Raw genomic sequence first — 16,993 nt, 5'->3', positions numbered from 1 at the left:
AGGCAAGGGCTTGCTCGATTCACTCAAACTCTTTCACAATTTGCTCAACCACGTTCATCAATTACAAATCACTCACACACAATTATTTATACTTAAATCACAATTTGTACTTAGGCATACAGTATCACTTTTGATACTTGATTTCAAAAATTGATACATCTTTTCAACCCGCAATTGGCACTAAAACGAAAGCGCCAGCTCCGGCCCCGCTGCACAGGGAACCCGAAGCTGGCGCCAAGGCCGCGCAACGTACTGAGCGCCTACCCCGCCGTGGTGTGCATGGCCCGGAACTCGGAGGGCGACACTTGGTAGCGGGCTTTGAAAGAGGTAGAGAAATACGAGGGCGAGGAGAAGCCTAACTGGTAGGCCACCTCTGCAATCGTCAGGTCGTCGTCGAGCAGAAGCTGGCGGGCTTTCGTGAGGCGGATACCCTGGATAAAGTCGGTAACGCCGGTGCCCAGTACGGCCTTCACCTTGCGGTAGAGCTGCACCCGCGAAATGCCCATGCTACGGGCCACGTCCTCCACGCTCAAGTCCGAACGGGTCAGGTTGGCTTCCACAATAGCCGTGAGGTCGGCCAGGAATTTTTGGTCTACCCGCTGGGGCGCTACCGTAGCCGTATCTACTGATAGTTCGCGGCGGAAATGCTCGCGCTGCTTCTCGCGGTTGCTGAGCAAGGTGCGCACGCTTTCCAGCAGAAAAGCGGGGTTGAAGGGTTTGGTCAGGTACAAGTCGGCACCAGCCTGCACGCCTTCTACCTGCTGCTCGGGGGCGTTGCGGGCCGTGAGCAAGATTACCGGAATGTGGGAAGTGCGCCAGTCGCCCTTGAGCTGGGCTACCACTTCCAAGCCGCTTAGCTCGGGCAGCATCACGTCGCACACAATCACGTCAGGAATGGTTTCGGCGGCTAGGCGCAGGCCCGTTGCTCCGTCGAAGGCAGTTGTAAGTTGAAAATGAGGCTGGAGCTTCTGGGCCAGGAAGGCATTGACGTCGGGGTTGTCCTCAATCACCAGCACCAGGGCTTCACTACTTGTGCTGCTCACCACCTGGGGCAATGGGGCAGCCACGGCCGACGACATGGCCAGGCCCTCATCGAGGGCAAAGATGGGGGTGGCCAGGGTAGGCGCCACCACCGATTTCATGGCCGCCGGTAGCACCAGCGGCAACGTCACCACAAACGTACTTCCCTGCCCCGGCCGGCTGGTAAAGCTGAGTTGGCCTAAGTGTAGGCGCGTGAGCCCCAGGGCGAGAGCGAGACCCATGCCCGAGCCCTTGGCCGTGGACTGCTGGCCTTGGTAAAACCACTCGAAGATGTGGGCGCGGTCTTGCTCTGATATGCCGCGGCCCGTGTCTTCCACGCTCACGCGCACGTTGCCTTCGGCCGGTACTCGCTGGATGCTTACCGTTATCTGTCCGCGCTCGGGCGTGAACTTCAGGGCGTTGCTGAGCAGGTTGAAGAACACTTTATCCAGCACGTTCACATCAAACCAGAGCGGAATAACTGGCTCGGCCGGCAGAAAGCGTAGGGTAATGCCACGCTGACGGGCAGGCTTCTCGAACACATCCATGATTTCCCGCACGAAAGCCACCAAATTGCCTTCCGTGGCACGCACCGGCATCTTACCCACATCAATCTTGCGGAAATCCATGAGTTGGTTGACCAGTTGCAGCAGGCGCTGGGCGTTGCGCCGCACAAGGCTTAGGTCGTGGCGTTGGGCGGCGGGTAGCTCGGGGCCGCTGGTTAGCATTTCCTCTACCGGCCCTAGAATAAGCGTAAGCGGAGTACGCAGCTCGTGGGAGAAGTTGGTGAAGAAGCGCAGCTTGGCTTCGGTTTCTACCTTAGCGCGCTCGGCAAACTCTTGTAACTGATTGCGTTGGGAGCGTATTTCTTCGTTTTGCTGCCCAAGCTGCTGGTTGATGCGGCGGTTGGCCCGGAAGGCTCGCCACACCAGCAAGCCCAGGAGGGCCGACCCCACCAGGGCTGCCGCTAACACGTACAGCACGGTTTGCTGGCTGGCGTAGGTATCGCGCTGCTGCTGCAAGAGGCGCTGCTGGCGCTGAATATCCTGCTGCTGGCTGGTGAGCTTCTCGGTTTGCAGCTTCATCGTCAGCACGTTGGTAGAATCAATAACCATCGTACCCAGGATATTCTCCTTGTCGTAGGGCTGCTGGCGCAAGACGCGCATGGCCGTCCGAATGGCTTCCTCCCCACCCGGCGAGTAGAGCAGTGTAGCCTTCAGGATGTCATCTTGCACCAGTTGAATTCCCCCGTGTGCTCCCGGCAGCCCATCTACTCCTACTATACGAATGCGCTGATCTAGCTGTAGCTGCTTGCATACTTGGTAGGCACCCAGCGCCAACCGGTCGTTATGGGCAAAGATGAGGTCTACCTCCGGGTGGGCACGCAGGACAGCCGGCAGCCGCTCGAGCACCGAAGGACGCTCCCAATTGCTGTTCACCTGGGCCGTGAGCTGAATGCCGGGGTAAGTAGCCAGGGTTTGCGCAAAGCCCCGGTGCCGGTCGACGGCAGGAGAGGTGCCCGGCGCGCCCAGCACTTCCAGCACCTGCCCCCGTCGTCCCAGCAAGCTAGCTACGTAGTTGCCCGCTATCTGCCCCACTTCCTCGTTGTTGCCGCCCACGTAGGCCGTATACAGCTTGGAAGTGATTCGCCGGTCGAGGATAACCACCGGAATGCCCCGGTTGTACACCTCTTCCACAATGGGAGTTATGGGCTCCGTTTCGTTGGCCGAAACAATCAGCAGGTCAATCCCTTCGCGAAGAAATTCCTTGATTTGCTGCTCCTGCAAGGCACTGTTGTACTTCGCATCCTTGATCTGAAACTTGACCTCGGGGTAGAAGCTCAGCTCTTTCTTCATGCCAGCCAGCATGGCTTGCCGCCAGGCGTCGCCATTGGTGCACTGCGAGAAGCCGATGGTATAGGTGGGCGGCTCCGGCGAACGGGAACAGCTACCCACGGCCAGCAGCCCGCCCAGCACCCAGATGGCGCGTACCAACAGCACAGAGTAGGCAGTAGATAGGAGACGCATTGCACCGAAGGTAGCAAGAAATAGGAACACCCAACGGCGCCCTATTTCTGGCAAACCTAGCGGCTGGCGGCGGCTATTCTTTGCTAAACATAGGTAAGCTGAAGGGTAAGGCCAGCACCTTATGATACTGGTCCTTCGTCGATGCGGCTCTCTAGCACCTGCTGCACTGCGGCTGGCACGGCCGATAGCACATCGTAGCCGGTAGCCGCTTCAATAGCATCCACGGTGGTTCGGTACTGGCCCCAGTTGGTACCCAGGGAGGTGTCGTTGGGCGTATCAATGGCAATGACGCGGGTGCTGGTGGTTACGCGCGAAGCGTCGTTGTCACCAACCGGCAGAATGACAACTACTTTCCAGCACCGGGCCGGCACGGTCACGCGGCCCTGGTCGATGGTGGTTTTGTAGCCGTTGGAGCCAGTTCCGCCCTTGCCGTAGCTTCCGCAGATGACATATACTTCTTGGCCTTTGCTAAGGAAGGTGCGGGTATAGTCCTCCAGGTTGGCCCAGGTTTGCTGGTTGTTGCGCGGTGCCTGGGGCATCATATTAGTCATTAAGAAGGTAGCCGAGTTGTCGGCTGCCGTCTTGGTACGGTCGGCGGAGGGGCAGTTATGGCCCCGGTCGAACCCCGAGCCAGTGTAGCTGCTGGCCTGTACTTGGTACCACCTGCGGGGAGGGAGGGGTCGGGCGCGAAGTTGTCTTGGCGGGTGGCAGAGCCGCGCCAACTGGCGTCCAAGTGCCAGCTTACCCAGTTGGGCTTGCCTTGGTCGCGGTGGTAGCTAAGAGCGTACTGGCGCTTGCTGAGCAGGTAATTAGTAGGTTGTTTGCTGTCGGTGATGGCCCCGCTGGGATTACCTAGGGTGAGATGCTCGGGAAGGTTGGCAGTGGGTGTGGGGTCGGAGGAAGAACAGGCGCTTACGCCTGCCAGGGCAACAAGGCTAGCCCAGCGGCTCCATTCCTTCAAAAGTGCGTTCATGCCACGAAAGTATTAAACCAGGTTCATATGGAACCCGCTGCACCTAGGTACGAAACCCAGCCTAGGACAGACGACTTGCTACTCCGATTGAACTCAGACCCGAAAAACTGGTTGGAAAAGCCACGAGTACTCGGTAACTCGCTGTCCGTCTTTGAGCGGGGCAGCATCCTTTTTGACGCTCTACGTAAGCTCCGCTACCCGCTGCTACTCCCTTTCTCCAACCAGTTTTTCCCCTCCACCCTCCCGCTATGAAATTGCTTCTCTGTCTTTCCCTGCTTGCAACGCCCACCCTACCGGCCGCGCTTGCCCAAACCTCAAAGGTTACTACCGCTGTCAAGATGTCCAGCAACCAGGTAAAAACCACGAATGGCCTGCTGGAGGGCACTACCACCGCTACTGGCATCCGCTCGTTTAAGGGTGTGCCCTTCGCCACTCCGCCCGTAGGTGAGTTGCGCTGGCAAGCCCCTCAGCCGGCAAAGAACTGGACCGGAGTGCGGCAGGCTAAGCAGTTTGGCCCCCGGGCCATGCAGCTCCCCGTGTTTGGCGACATGAACTTTCGCTCCAATGGAGTTAGCGAAGATTGCTTGTATCTAAACGTGTGGACACCCGCCAAAACCAGCCAAGAGCGACTACCGGTACTCGTTTACTTCTACGGTGGCGGCTTTATTGCCGGCGACGGCTCGGAGCCGCGCTACGATGGGGAGAGCATGGCCCGCCGCGGCATTGTGGCCGTAACTGTCAACTACCGCCTCGGGGTTTTCGGATTCATGGCTCATCCAGAGCTTACCAAGGAGTCGCCCAACCATGCCGCTGGCAACTACGGTTTCCTAGACCAGAGCGCCGCCCTGCGCTGGGTACAACAAAACATTGCCGCTTTCGGCGGCGACCCGCAGCAAGTCACTATTGCGGGAGAATCGGCGGGATCTATGTCGGTGAGTGCCCAAATGGCTTCCCCCCTATCCAAAGGACTATTTGCACAGGCTATTGGGGAAAGTGGCTCCATGCTCAACACTGGCTTCGGACCAGTGCCCCTCACCGATGGCGAGCAAGCTGGGGTAGCTTTTGCTAAGAGCCTTGGGGTTACCTCCCTAGCCGCTTTACGGGCCTTACCGGCCCAACAGTTGCTGGAGGCGGCCGGCAAACCAGGAGTACCTCGCTTCGCCCCTACCCTTGATAATTACTTTTTCACCCAGATGCCCACGGCTACCTTTGCCGCTGGTCAGCAGGCGCGCGTGCCATTGCTGGTGGGCTGGAATTCGCAGGAGATGGGGTACCAGGCGCTGCTAGGCGCCGAAGCGCCTACTCCCGAAAGCTTCCGTAACGCCGTACAAAAACTCTACGGTAGCCGGGCCGAGGAAATACTCAAGCTATACCCCGCTACCACGCCCGCGCAAGCCGAGCAATCGGCGACCGACTTGGCCGGCGACCGGTTTATTGCCTATAGCACTTGGAAGTGGGCCGATGCGCACACGCAAACCAGCGCTCAACCCGTGTATCGCTATATCTACGCCCGGCCCCGGCCAGCAATGGTGCCCGAAATGGGAAATGCTACCACGGGCTTGGCGGGTGGCGTAGTAAAGCAAGCTACTACGGCTCCGAAAGCCCCGCCCGCCCGCGGCGCCGTACACTCAGCCGAAATAGAATATGCCTTAGGCAATTTACCTGGCAACAAGGTTTTTGCTTGGACTCCTGATGACTATAAGGTGTCGCAAACTATGCAAACTTACTTTGCCAATTTCATCAAAACCGGAAACCCTAACGGCAAGGGCTTACCTACTTGGCCCGCTGCTTCCGCTACCAACAGTGGCCCGCTCATGCACATCGACGTAACCACCCGATCGGAGCCGGAAGTCAACCGTGCGCGCTACCTGTTTCTCGACCAGCAAGCCGCCAAGTAGTAATTCACGTTTCTTCCTCAACGCAACGGCGTACCAGCTACTTGTAATCAGGTAGCTGGTACCGCCGTTGGCGTTGAGGGCACTTGCACAACAGTAGTGCACTAGCTGGGTATATGAGCCAAGTTACTATACCGAGGTACCTATAGTTATCCTGCTGTCAGAATGAGAAGCAAAATTATGGCTGTCACCGGGCTGATTTGAGCTTAATGACTCATGTAAGTCTCTTCTTGACTAGCAATTAGTTACATAAATACAAAAAGTCATATATACTATTCATGTCTAGTAACGCTGTTTTGCTTGTTAGACGCTTGGTAACTCACTATACTTTTTGCCCGCACCACTATACTCGCTTGCGCCTGATTTGCGCTGTAGACAGCATATAGCGTCAAAGCAAGGCCTACAGCCTGGTGCGATGAACAAATAGGCACAGATGAGAGCTGAGTATTCAGCTGTTAGGCTTAAGTGCAAAAACCGGTCATAGTGACTGATCTAATTTTGTTATACAATTTTTATAAAATTTATCATTTAATATCATAATTTAGCCGAATGATTCTTGAAACAGTACTATGAATAAGCACTTACTCCTTTCTTCGCTACTACTGCTCATAGGGTTGTCTCACGCTGCCAGAGCCACAACATACTATGTTAGCCCAACCGGCAACGATGCGAATCTGGGTACTGCACCAGCTACTGCGTGGCGAAGCATTGACCACGTTAACAGCGTGGTATTTCGCCCTGGGGACAAGATATTGTTCGAGGCCACGCAAACCTTTGCAGGTACGCTTAAACCGCAGGGCAGCGGCACTGCTACACTGCCAATCATCTTTAGCTCCTATGGCCCCACATCTGCTATTATAAACAGTGGTGTGGAGCCTGGCTTTATAGCCTACAATACCGATGGTATAGAGCTACGACGACTAACGTTTGTAGGCGCTGGCCGGACCGTTAACGCGGAAAATGGTGTTCTATTCTACCGCGACGCTGGCAATGCTAGCAGCGCTCAGTTCAGTCATATTACACTTGACAGCCTGGATGTTAGCGGCTATCAGCAGTACGGCATCACCATCGGCAGCCACAACACCAGTGTTGATTTCTGGGGTGAGGCCTACGGCTATGATGACGTACGCATTACCAATACGCTTGTGCACGACAACGGCGACACGGGAATCTTCTCTTATGGGGCAACGCTCCACGCTAACCGTAACTGGTATGTAGCCAATTGCAAATCGTATAACAACTCCGGCAGAACTGACATCACGGACCGAAACACGGGTAGCGGCATTGTACTAGCGAATATTGATAAAGGGCTTGTTACCCACTGCGAAACCTACAACAACGGCCGGCTAAGCTCGCACATATACACCGGTCCGGCGGGTATGTGGGCCTATAGCTGCAACAACTTAGTCGTAGAATATTCCGAGTCGCACCACAACCATTCAGGCACGCTGGACGGCGGCGGGTTTGATTTGGACGGTGGGTGCACAAACTCTGTGTTGCAGTACAACTACTCGCACGACAACGACGGCCCTGGCTTCATGCTGGCTCAGTTTGATGGGGCGCCTGTTACGCTGCAGGATGTAGCTATCCGTTACAACGTCAGTGAGAACGATGCCCGGCGTTATGGGGGAGCCATTCTGCTATGGTCGTCGGGGGCTAGCGGCGGCATTAACCGAGCTAACGTGCACAACAACACCATTTACGTTACGCCAACCGCCAGTGGCTACGTTCCGCAAGCAGTTTACCTTGCCAGTCCGCACATGCACTCCACGGCTGTTCGCAACAATATTTTCCAGACCACTGGGGGCGTACCATTCCTGCTCGATTATGGCCGAAGCAGCGTATTATTTCAAGGCAATTGCTATTGGAACACCGGAGCCAACGCCTCGTGGAAGCAGGGCGGAGCTACGCACTACAGCCTTAATGCATGGCGTAATGCTACTGGCGCCGAAAGGGTTGGCACTACCAACAGCGGCTTGGAAGTAGACCCGCTCCTGAACGCGCCTGGTAGCGGTGGCACCAACCCCATGACTCTGGGTAAGTCAATGAGCGCCTGGATGCCCTACCAATTGCAAGCCAACTCCCCCCTCATCGGGGCCGGGCTGGATTTGCAAACCTTATTTGACATGTCATTAGGCGCCCACGACCTGTATAACTTACCAACCCCAACGGCAGGTACGGCAGGTAACATTGGTGCCAACGAGCGACGGGCCGTTAGCCCGCTGCCCGTAGAGCTGGTCAAATTTACCGCTGAGAACAAGGAGAACCTCGTTTCTCTAGGCTGGACTACCGCCATGGAAGTAGGCAGTGCTTTTTTCGAAGTTCAGCGCTCCACTGATGGCAGAACGTTTACCTCAGTGGCAAACGTTGCGGCGGCTGGCACCAGCACTAGTACCCGGCTATACACGTGGAACGATCCGCAGCTTATTGAACAAGTCACGTACTACCGCCTGCGTCAGGTAGACGTAGATGGCACTTCCCACCATAGTTCCGTGGCCGTTGTCTCGCCACGCCTAACTGGCCGCCAGGAACTGAGCGTATTCCCAAATCCTATTGCTAAAGGCGAAGCTCTATCGGTAAACATGGCCGCATTCACCGGACGAGCCGTGCGGGTAAGCATCACGAGCCTAACGGGACAAGTGGCTTTTGCAAAGCAGTTTGCTGGGCAGCCTACCTCTGCTGTGTTGCTACAACTACCCGCTTCCGTAGCTCCTGGCACGTACCTACTATCTGTAAGCGACGGGCAAAAGCGGGAGTACACTCGCTTAGTAATCGAGTAATGCGGGGCTGCACGAGTGCATACTAGGCACCGCGTAGTATGCATTCGGCCAACACGTATACACACGGTCCTAGGGCACCTACTCTTGAGTAGATGCCCTAGGACCGTAGCTTTTTTTAACGCTACCCCATGCACTTTTCATAACTGGCGCTGCTAGTCACTTGAGTGCATAAGGTGGGCCTAGTGCACTCTTTTTTCTTTAGTGAGGCTACCTTCATCTATCTTCCGCATCTGATTTCTATACTGGTTCTATGCTGGCAGTATTTCTGATGCTTTATCCTTAGTCTATAGCCTTCAAAGTGCCGGCTGGCGGAGCAGGTTGGTCATGATTATGCCCAGAATAGCTTTACTGCTGAATGCGCCTTTACATAACACAACACCTGCCTAATAATTATATATTTACGCAGCTTCATTATTTTCTATGCAGATTTCTACTCGTGTTGTGCAGTGGCTTACACTGGCCCTGATGGTATGCTACTTTTCCTCAAGCGTTCAGGCACAGAGCCCAGTTGCTCCTACCTGGGGCTGGGCGCAACAGGCTACTGGCACCGGTACCGCTTGGCCTTACGATATGGTAGTGGACAAGCTAGGCAACTCGTACGTAGTAGGCTCTTTTTATAGCACTCTAACTCTCAGCCCTACTTTACAGCTGTCTACTTCGGCTTTCAACGATTCGGACGGTTTCCTAGTCAAGTTTACCTCAACGGGTGCGGTAGCCTGGGCCCGTCAGCTAGGCTCTGCCGCGGGCTTTGATGCGGCCAACGGGGTAGCCCTCGATGCGGATGGCAATGTATATGTAACTGGCGCTTTCTCGGGCCAGCTGGCCTTGGGTGGTATCAGTCTTACTACCCCCCGGCAGGCTACCTACCTAGCCAAATACGATCCGCAAGGGGTGGCGCAGTGGGCCCAGCAGAGCGTTGGCCCCAACATCGGAGACTCCGCCACTGGCCACGATGTGGAAGTGGACGCGGCCGGCAACATTTACATTACCGGCACGGTAGGATGGGGCAGCGTGTCCTTCGGTGGGAGTAGCATCAGCCCAGCCCCTGGGTCGGCGTACGCTCACTTTGTGGTGAAGTACAACAGGAGCGGCACCGTGCAGTGGGCTCGGGTAGACGGTTCGACCATGGCGAATCAGAGCTACCCTTCTTACTTGGCGCTTGGGCCTGCGGGAGAGGTATATATGAGTTGCAGCGTGCAGCAAGCTCCTCTATTTGCCAATGTTCCCTATCCCAGCCGCGGCGGCATGGATGCCTACGTAGTAAAATACGATGAGCTAGGTAACCGGCAGTGGGTGCAGCAGCTAGGAGGCCCCGGCAACGATGAAGTGCGGCTTGGCGCTGTGGACGCGCAAGGAAGCTTGTATCTGCCTCTGAGCTTTTCAGACCAAGCCGGGGTTGGCACAACGGTCCTATCCTCAGCAGGCTCTTCTGATCAGGCGCTTATTAAGCTTAACAGCCAAGGCGCCCTGCTGTGGACGCGTACCGTGGGGGGCCGCAACTATGACATTGCCCAGCAAGCCGCTCTCGACGCATTTGGCAATGTGTATCTACTAGGCTGGTTTATGGACCAAGTAACACCTGCCCCCGGACTAAGCTTCAGCAGCGCCGGGCATTACGATGCCCTGTTGCTCAGCTACACGTCGCAAGGTACGCTCCGCTGGGGCACCGCCTCCGGTGGTCTCAACCCGGACGATTTTGTGCGGATGGGCTTTAGTCAGACGGGGGAGGCGCGGGTAGCGGGTCGTTTTTCTACTACCTTGCCACTGGGCAGCACCACTCTTATAGGCTCTACCACCACGTCAAACTGGTTTGTAGCCTCCTTAACGGATAACTTACCTACGCTAGCCAGCATTGCCGCGCTGGTGCCCAGCAGCGGAGCCCCAGGGCAAGAGGTAACCGTAAGCGGTACCGGATTTGTGGGAGTTACGCAGGTACTGTTCAACGGCAGTCCGGCGGCCCGTTTCGCGGTGCAGTCGGCTACCCAGTTGAGAGCAACGGTTCCACAGGGCGCTACTGCCGGACCGGTTCAGGTTCAGACCCTAGCGGGTACTGCAGCTTCAGTCACTCTTTTTCAACCTAGCGTCCTGACCAGCATAACACCCACCGAAACAGCTACGGTGCTGGCTTGGCCGAATCCGGTTGCGCCCGGTCAGGTACTGCAAGTGCAGCTTCCGATGGCAGCATCCGGCGCCCATGTGGAGGTGCGTAACCTGTTGGGGCAAGTAGTGCGGCAGAAGCCATTCGACGAGCGCAACACTACTCTATCTCTGCAAAGCCTGCCTCCAGGTGTATATCAACTTACGGTGCAGCGTCCCAATCAGCCAGCACTTCAGCAGCGGATAGTTCTTGGTAACTAAGTTTACCTAAACCGTCCGGCACCCGCTGCACGCACAAGCAGGATTCGTTATTTAGTCATAACCAGCACAAACTAACGTCCATAGCTCCGTGCTCTACCAGTCGCTGGGTAATACTTTCACAGCTCTTAGTCTGCTCTGTAAAACGTGAGCAAAAGCTGTATGGCGTGACCATATACCGGTTATCAGCCTGCAACGCTTCTATTGGCCCGTGTCCTCCCGCCCTTTTTGCTTGCTGATAGCCATACTGGTGCTTACCTCGATTTTGACCCTGCAAGGGAATGTGAGCCCATGCTCTGATCTGGCAACACTAGGGCGCGGAACCGCGCTTAAAGCAATTCCGCGCCCCGACGTAACGCTCTGGTGTAGCTTGGGTAAGTGCTATCCTTTGGGTAGGCTTCAGCCTGACGGCGGGGTAGCAAGCAATACTTTTAGACAGCTTTGAAGCGGTACTTCAACCATACCACGTCGTTATCGAGCTGTTGCACCTCGGCTAGGTACAAGCGCGTGGCGGGTCCCTTACGGAGGTAGTCGCTCACTTCAAACGTAGTCGGCGACTGGGGCGTACCGTCGGCAATAGGTAGCAACAATAAGCTCAATTCGTCAATCAGCCCGGCATTGAGTAGGGAGCCGTTTAAGTGGCCGCCGCCTTCCAGCATCAGCGTCTGAATAGGAAACAGCGTAGCCAACTGCTCTAGGGCCAAAGCGAAATCTACCTCGGTACGGCCAGCGAATAAGTAAGAAATGTGCTGACGCTGCAAGTAGTAGAGGTATTCGTCGCTTACCTGCTCCGTCAGCACCTCCACGATATGGTCGCCGCCGGTGGTGTTAGCGTCCCAGCCGAGCCGACCGTGCGCGTCTACTGCTATGGCAAAGGAAGTTGCGTGGGCGTCCCCAATGAAAGGCTCCCGGGCGATAGGGTGTGGGGCAGGCTGCAAATCGGGCTGCACACCGCCGGAAAAGTCGCGCTCCATTGTTACGCGCCCGCATATCCAGGCCTGCGCAGTAAAGGTTTCATGGTACTTCTCGAAGTAGCCGGAAAAGGTTTCGGTTAGCTCTTCGGCCTTCCAGTTAGCAGACAGAATCTTTCCGTCCACCGAGGACATCATATGGCAGATTACGTGGGGTCGTTTCATACTAGGCCTTAAACGGAAGTTGTGCCTTCGTGGCTTAATTAGCAGCTAGGTTAGCAACCAACCTATGGCATAGGTAAAGCCGAAAAAAGCTTGCAATGCTCACAACACAGGCCAGATATAGCTCTTGGCTCTACCCCGCGAAAAAAGCTAAACCCTGTCTCTACAAGTAGAAACAGGTTTAGTGCAGAGAGGAAGGGACTTACTCCCTACATGCGAGCCCGACAGCATAAGACTCAAATAATGTCTATTTGCAGCGTATGAAGGCATATTGAGTGTGTACCCTGAAAGAAAAAATCGGGTAAAGTCGGGGTAAATCGGTAAGTGTGTACCCCTGCGCGTACCCCGAAAAACATTTTTCAGTACCTTTAGAACGGCAACTATTTACCCCGTTTTATGGCAACTGTATCCTTCCATTTGAAGGAGCCTAAGGCTGACCGCCCTACGGCCATCTTCGCGCTGCTCACTGTTGATCGGCGCACCCGGATAAAGGTTTATACTGGCCTCTCTATCCATCCTAACCAATGGCTGACTAAAGCTCAGAAGGCTCTGGAACGCGGCTACCCGGATAACCCAGCTGTTAATGATGCGCTGGAAGTCAAGGCAAAGCAGATAGAAGATTGCTACGCCTCTTATTTGGCAGAGGGGCTACTTCCAACTGCTGCTCAACTCAAAGAGGCCGCCGCCCCCAAGCAACAGGAGGAAACTCCGGAAGCAGCTCTTAGCCTCACCTTTTGGGACTACTATACAGAATGGATAGAGTTAGCCCGCGTACGTGGTAAGGCCCGGAGCGCCGCCGTGTATGAAACCACTGGCCGACACTTACGCGGCTTCGAGAAGAAAGCGAAGTACGCCGTAGGGTTCGACACAATTACTACCACCTTCAACGACCGTTTTACGACCTACTTGCTAGGTACTGCTGGCTTAACAGATAACACGGTAGCCAAGCAGGTAATGACGCTCAAACGCTTTATGAAGTGGGCGGCCGAACGTGGCTACCACCAAAGCATAGGATACGAGCGGCTAACCTGGAAACGACAGGAGCCCGATATAATGACGCTTACTGCTGAGGAAGTAGAAGCGTTGGAAACCTTGCCCCTACCGGAATCTGGCTACCTCGACAACGCCCGTACTCTGTTTCTACTGAGCTGCTATACCGGCCTCCGTTATTCCGACCTGGTAAGTATCCGGGCCGAACACTTACGCGGCCAAACCTTACGCCTCACTACTCAAAAAACCCGGGAAGCAGTAACTATCCCTCTACAGGCCCGCGCCTTGCCTATTGTGCGTCGGATGATTGCCGGAGAAGTGCGGCCAATTACTAATCAGAAGCTCAACGACTACCTAAAAGAGCTAGGAGAACGAGCGAGTATTACGGAGCCAGTAGAGGTTATCCGCTACCGGGGCGGAGCCCGTGAAAGCCACACCGTACCCAAGTGGCACCGGTTGGGCTGTCATACTGGCCGCCGTACGTTCGTAACGCTAAGCCTAGAACGAGGACTACGGCCGGAGCTGGTAATGAAGATAACCGGGCACCGGGATTGGAAGTCCTTTAAACGCTATGTGAATATCACAGAGCAAGCAGTAGAACGGGAGTTTGCTCGCGTGTATGAAATGCCTTCCTTGCTCAAGATAGCTCAATAACTATTCTAATCTCATGAAGAATTACGGTTTATCCCCTGTTGCTCAACCTCAATCATATGGAACAACAGTAGGTCAATCTAGCACTTATATACCGGCTCCTATTTCCGCAACACCGGCGTCAGTGAAAGCATTAGCCTCAAATTATAGAATAGTAGAGTTTGAGTATTTAAGAAGGAAGTATTGTAAGACAACGTCTTATCATGAGCTAGAAGCGTTGATTTCTTTGCCTGCTCTATCATTAAAGAAATACTCGGGAAATGAATGGACACGCTTTGCTCAGAGTATAACAAACCGTGCTGCTTTTACCCACGGTAATGCACCTGGACAGATTATTATTCATGATGGCCCTGACTATAAGGAGTCATTCGAAGTTTGCATAGAACTAGCTGAAACTTCAGTCTTTTTCACAAAGCTATATAAGTACCTAGGGACACTAGGCAGAATCGACCTTCCAAAATGCCTTGATGGCAACTACAGGAAACACTCATTGCTAGGTGCAGAAACAGGTAGAAACTTTATATATGCCTTGCAAGGGTTTTTGCTAAAATCCGGGATAGAGCTTTGGCATAAACAGCTTGTTAATGAATGGATTAACAAGCGAATACCCGAAGTTGAATGGCTTTCCAATCCAGAACTATACCCAACTATGCGAGTGGTGAGCTACCATTCAAAACAGACAGATATTCAGGTTTCCTGCAACGACATAAGTGAACCTGAAACCTTAAATAAGCTTTCTGTGAGCCCTCAACTACAGCCGAAAAAAATCAGGACATTGTCTGTATCTGATAGTTGGGCTGATATTTTGCTACACATCAAAGAAGATAAACTTAAGGAAGCTGTGAATAGAATGGGAATAAATCCCGAAACAGCTCCTACATGCGCTTGGATAGGACTTGTATTAGCACTTATATCAAGAGGATTCCTTCCTCCACAACCAAACGCCGCCCACCTAAGACGATCATTTTCTACATGGAGGGTAAAGGTTACTGAGAACAGTATTCGTGTGCCCTCACACAAAGCTGAAGCTTGGCAGTCCAAAGCAGATGCTGCACTTGAATCTATTTATCCCCGATAAATCTTTTGCGTTTTGATGCGGATTTTCTGCTTCCGCAAGTATCCGCAAAGCATATACTGTCCATTTGCATCATCCCAGCTGAATCACACCCCGGCGGGCATAATGCACAATGCAAACTATCCTAACCAGCGGAGTAACCTACTCCCAACTTCTAGACGACCTTCGCGCAATTATCAGGCATGAGGTCAGTAATTCCGGCCCGGCCGTGCCCACCGATACAGCTAGCGGGCCGGAACTGCTGACCGTGCGCGAAGCCGCTGACTTTTTAGATGTATGCCCTCAAACCATACACGATTGGAAGCGGCGCGGAATGCTCCTATACCACAAAATAGGGGGCCGTACTTACCTGAAAAGAGCCGACGTGCTGAACGCACTACAGCGCCACAAACGTACGGCCAAGCCAGCTGGGAAAGGAGAAACTCGCCGTGGCTAACGTACTGCTTCTCGATGCGCCACCGGTGCTACTGTTAGCCAGCGGCCGGCCCTGCCTGGCTTACCCTATACGCCGCCGGGATTGGCCTGCCGTGCCCGCCGGCTCTGCCGTGGCACTACTCACAACCGGGGAAGGACTGGACTTCGGCCCGCGTATACTTTGGGTAGGCAAAGCAGTAACTAATCTACTCACTTCCCATAGAGGTGGCGCAATAGCCTTTGTTCCAGCCGACCCGCACCCCAATGACGACCCGGTGTTCCGCTTTGAGGCGTCCGATATAAAGCGGCTCTACTTGTTAAATCCGACTGCCGCGGCTTCACCCGTTGTAGTTACCAGAACGGGCCCGGCCCGCCGCCCCCGTGGCTAGTGGTGGGCCGCTGGCTGCTGAAACCCGTGCCATGGATTCGGCCGCCGTGCGCGCGTTATTCTCTGACTACAGTCCAACCCTCACACGCACCGCCGCCGAGCTGGAAGCGGCTTTGCACCGGCACGGCTACGCGGGGCCCCTCTCCGACTGGCTAGCCATACTCCGGGCGGGTGGCCTCCGGGAACCGCGGCGGGGTGTATTTGGCGCACCTTGGGAACCAACAGAAAGCAGGGAAATAACAGGGAATTATTCCGGAGAATCGGACAAAAGCAGGTATGAAGCAGGAATAAATCCGACTCCGGCAAATGAGGCCACACCGCCGGAGCTACCAGCCGATAGCAGAAGCAAAGCAGTAATAGCAGACCCGGTTTCAACGGCACCGGAGCCACCCCAATTCAGCTACTTCCGGGGCGGTATTAGGAGCGCCGCCCCGTACGCGGTCATTACCCCGCGCCAACTCTGGGAAATGATACACGGGCCACTATTCGTGCCGGCTACAAGCCAGCTCCGGCAAGCACCGGCTGGCAGTGAAGCCCGCGCCGAATGGAAAAAACGACTCGACTACGTAACGCCCGCCGGCACCTTCGCTCCTACCCGTGCCAATGGCAACCTAGTTGCTCCTTCGGGCCTGCTGGTACTGGACTTTGACCATTTGCCCGACGTAAGTGCGGCTCGCGCCACCTTACTAGCTGACCCATTGCTGAGCCCCGCGCTGGTAGTGCTATTTACCAGCCCGGCGGGGAAGGGCTAAAGGTTATTCTGGAAATCGACCCGACTGCCTCTCACCTCGACAACTTCCGGGTGCTATCAGGCTACCTGTTGGGTTCCTACGGGCCGGAGCTACAGCCCGACCCCAGCGGCAAAGATATGGCCCGCGCCTGCTTTGTCTGCCACGATGCCGACGCCTGGCTAAGCCCACGCTTTGCAGGATAAGCTGCCGGGCTTTCGCTCAGAATTGAGCAGAAGAATAAACTGGGTTTTGCGGCTTAAATACCCCTAAAAAGGAGGGTTATACCGGTTAGCAATCAAATACCTAACCTGTAGCCCGCTTCGGAGAGAAAAATACGGATTGGGATTTCGTCCATCTGGATAACAACCCCACAGAACCCTACAAAACCCTACATTTTCAACAGAGCTGGCAATGACTTTAGACTTAAACGCCCTCCGGGCCGCTACTCCGACACCGGAGCCCGACCCGACAAAACCCGACATATCAACGCCCGCGCAACCAGACGCCGGGAGTTTCGGGCCCAATACGCGCACGTACGCGCACGCGCGAGATGGGTGCGAA

General features: G+C 54.9%; 11 protein-coding genes and 1 pseudogene. 9 read left to right on the top strand and 3 right to left on the bottom strand.

Going from position 1 to position 16,993, the window contains the following annotated elements; genetic code table 11:
* Positions 1-260: 260 nt before the first annotated feature.
* The gene (locus tag VI25_RS16685) at positions 261-3,047 is read right to left on the bottom strand and encodes a substrate-binding domain-containing protein (RefSeq protein WP_052694893.1); all 2,787 of its coding nucleotides are present in this window, start codon (positions 3,045-3,047) and stop codon (positions 261-263) included.
* Between the two features lie 119 nt (positions 3,048-3,166).
* Positions 3,167-4,020: pseudogene (locus VI25_RS16680) on the bottom strand (DNA/RNA non-specific endonuclease).
* 248 nt (positions 4,021-4,268) lie between these two features.
* Between VI25_RS16680 and VI25_RS16675 the strand changes: the two are divergent.
* The 3 genes from VI25_RS16675 (at position 4,269) to VI25_RS16665 (ending at position 11,053) form a co-directional block, all read left to right on the top strand.
* Positions 4,269-5,918 carry a carboxylesterase/lipase family protein gene (locus tag VI25_RS16675; RefSeq protein ID WP_045686985.1) on the top strand — a complete coding sequence of 550 codons (1,650 nt, stop codon included), beginning with the start codon at positions 4,269-4,271 and terminating at the stop codon, positions 5,916-5,918.
* A gap of 566 nt (positions 5,919-6,484) precedes the next feature.
* Entirely contained in the window at positions 6,485-8,695 is a 2,211-nt protein-coding gene (locus VI25_RS16670) for a right-handed parallel beta-helix repeat-containing protein (RefSeq protein WP_082455618.1), read from the top strand.
* Positions 8,696-9,115: 420 nt separating this feature from the next.
* Complete coding sequence (locus tag VI25_RS16665) at positions 9,116-11,053, top strand: SBBP repeat-containing protein (protein WP_045686982.1); 1,938 nt, start codon at positions 9,116-9,118, stop codon at positions 11,051-11,053.
* Positions 11,054-11,481: 428 nt separating this feature from the next.
* Here the strand turns inward: VI25_RS16665 and VI25_RS16660 are convergent, their stop codons facing one another.
* Positions 11,482-12,186, bottom strand: coding sequence for a RibD family protein (locus VI25_RS16660; protein WP_045686981.1), 705 nt, complete (start codon positions 12,184-12,186; stop codon positions 11,482-11,484).
* A 393-nt stretch (positions 12,187-12,579) separates the two neighbouring features.
* Between VI25_RS16660 and VI25_RS16655 the strand changes: the two genes are divergently transcribed.
* The 6 genes from VI25_RS16655 to VI25_RS27890 all read left to right on the top strand — a co-directional run bounded on the left by VI25_RS16655 (position 12,580) and on the right by VI25_RS27890 (position 16,635).
* A complete protein-coding gene (locus tag VI25_RS16655) occupies positions 12,580-13,827 on the top strand; it encodes a site-specific integrase (RefSeq protein ID WP_045686980.1) in 1,248 nt (415 codons plus the stop codon).
* A 13-nt stretch (positions 13,828-13,840) separates the two neighbouring features.
* The gene (locus VI25_RS24805; RefSeq protein ID WP_152981671.1) at positions 13,841-14,902 is read left to right on the top strand and encodes a hypothetical protein; all 1,062 of its coding nucleotides are present in this window, start codon (positions 13,841-13,843) and stop codon (positions 14,900-14,902) included.
* Positions 14,903-15,011: 109 nt separating this feature from the next.
* On the top strand, positions 15,012-15,335 hold the full coding sequence (locus VI25_RS16650) for a helix-turn-helix domain-containing protein (RefSeq protein ID WP_045686979.1): 324 nt from the start codon (positions 15,012-15,014) through the stop codon (positions 15,333-15,335).
* Complete coding sequence (locus VI25_RS27070; protein ID WP_045686978.1) at positions 15,328-15,702, top strand: hypothetical protein; 375 nt, start codon at positions 15,328-15,330, stop codon at positions 15,700-15,702. The genes VI25_RS16650 and VI25_RS27070 overlap by 8 nt, the downstream gene beginning before the upstream one ends.
* A 31-nt stretch (positions 15,703-15,733) precedes the next feature.
* Positions 15,734-16,453, top strand: a complete 720-nt coding sequence (locus tag VI25_RS24175) for a BT4734/BF3469 family protein (RefSeq protein ID WP_152981670.1) — start codon at positions 15,734-15,736, stop codon at positions 16,451-16,453.
* A 50-nt stretch (positions 16,454-16,503) separates the two neighbouring features.
* On the top strand, positions 16,504-16,635 hold the full coding sequence (locus VI25_RS27890) for a hypothetical protein (protein ID WP_262489971.1): 132 nt from the start codon (positions 16,504-16,506) through the stop codon (positions 16,633-16,635).
* Positions 16,636-16,993: the final 358 nt, after the last annotated feature.

This window comes from Hymenobacter sp. AT01-02, assembly GCF_000961955.2.
Classification (GTDB): domain Bacteria; phylum Bacteroidota; class Bacteroidia; order Cytophagales; family Hymenobacteraceae; genus Hymenobacter; species Hymenobacter mucosus.
Note: the sequence above shows the minus strand (reverse complement) of the source record. Positions and strands in the feature narration are given on the sequence as shown.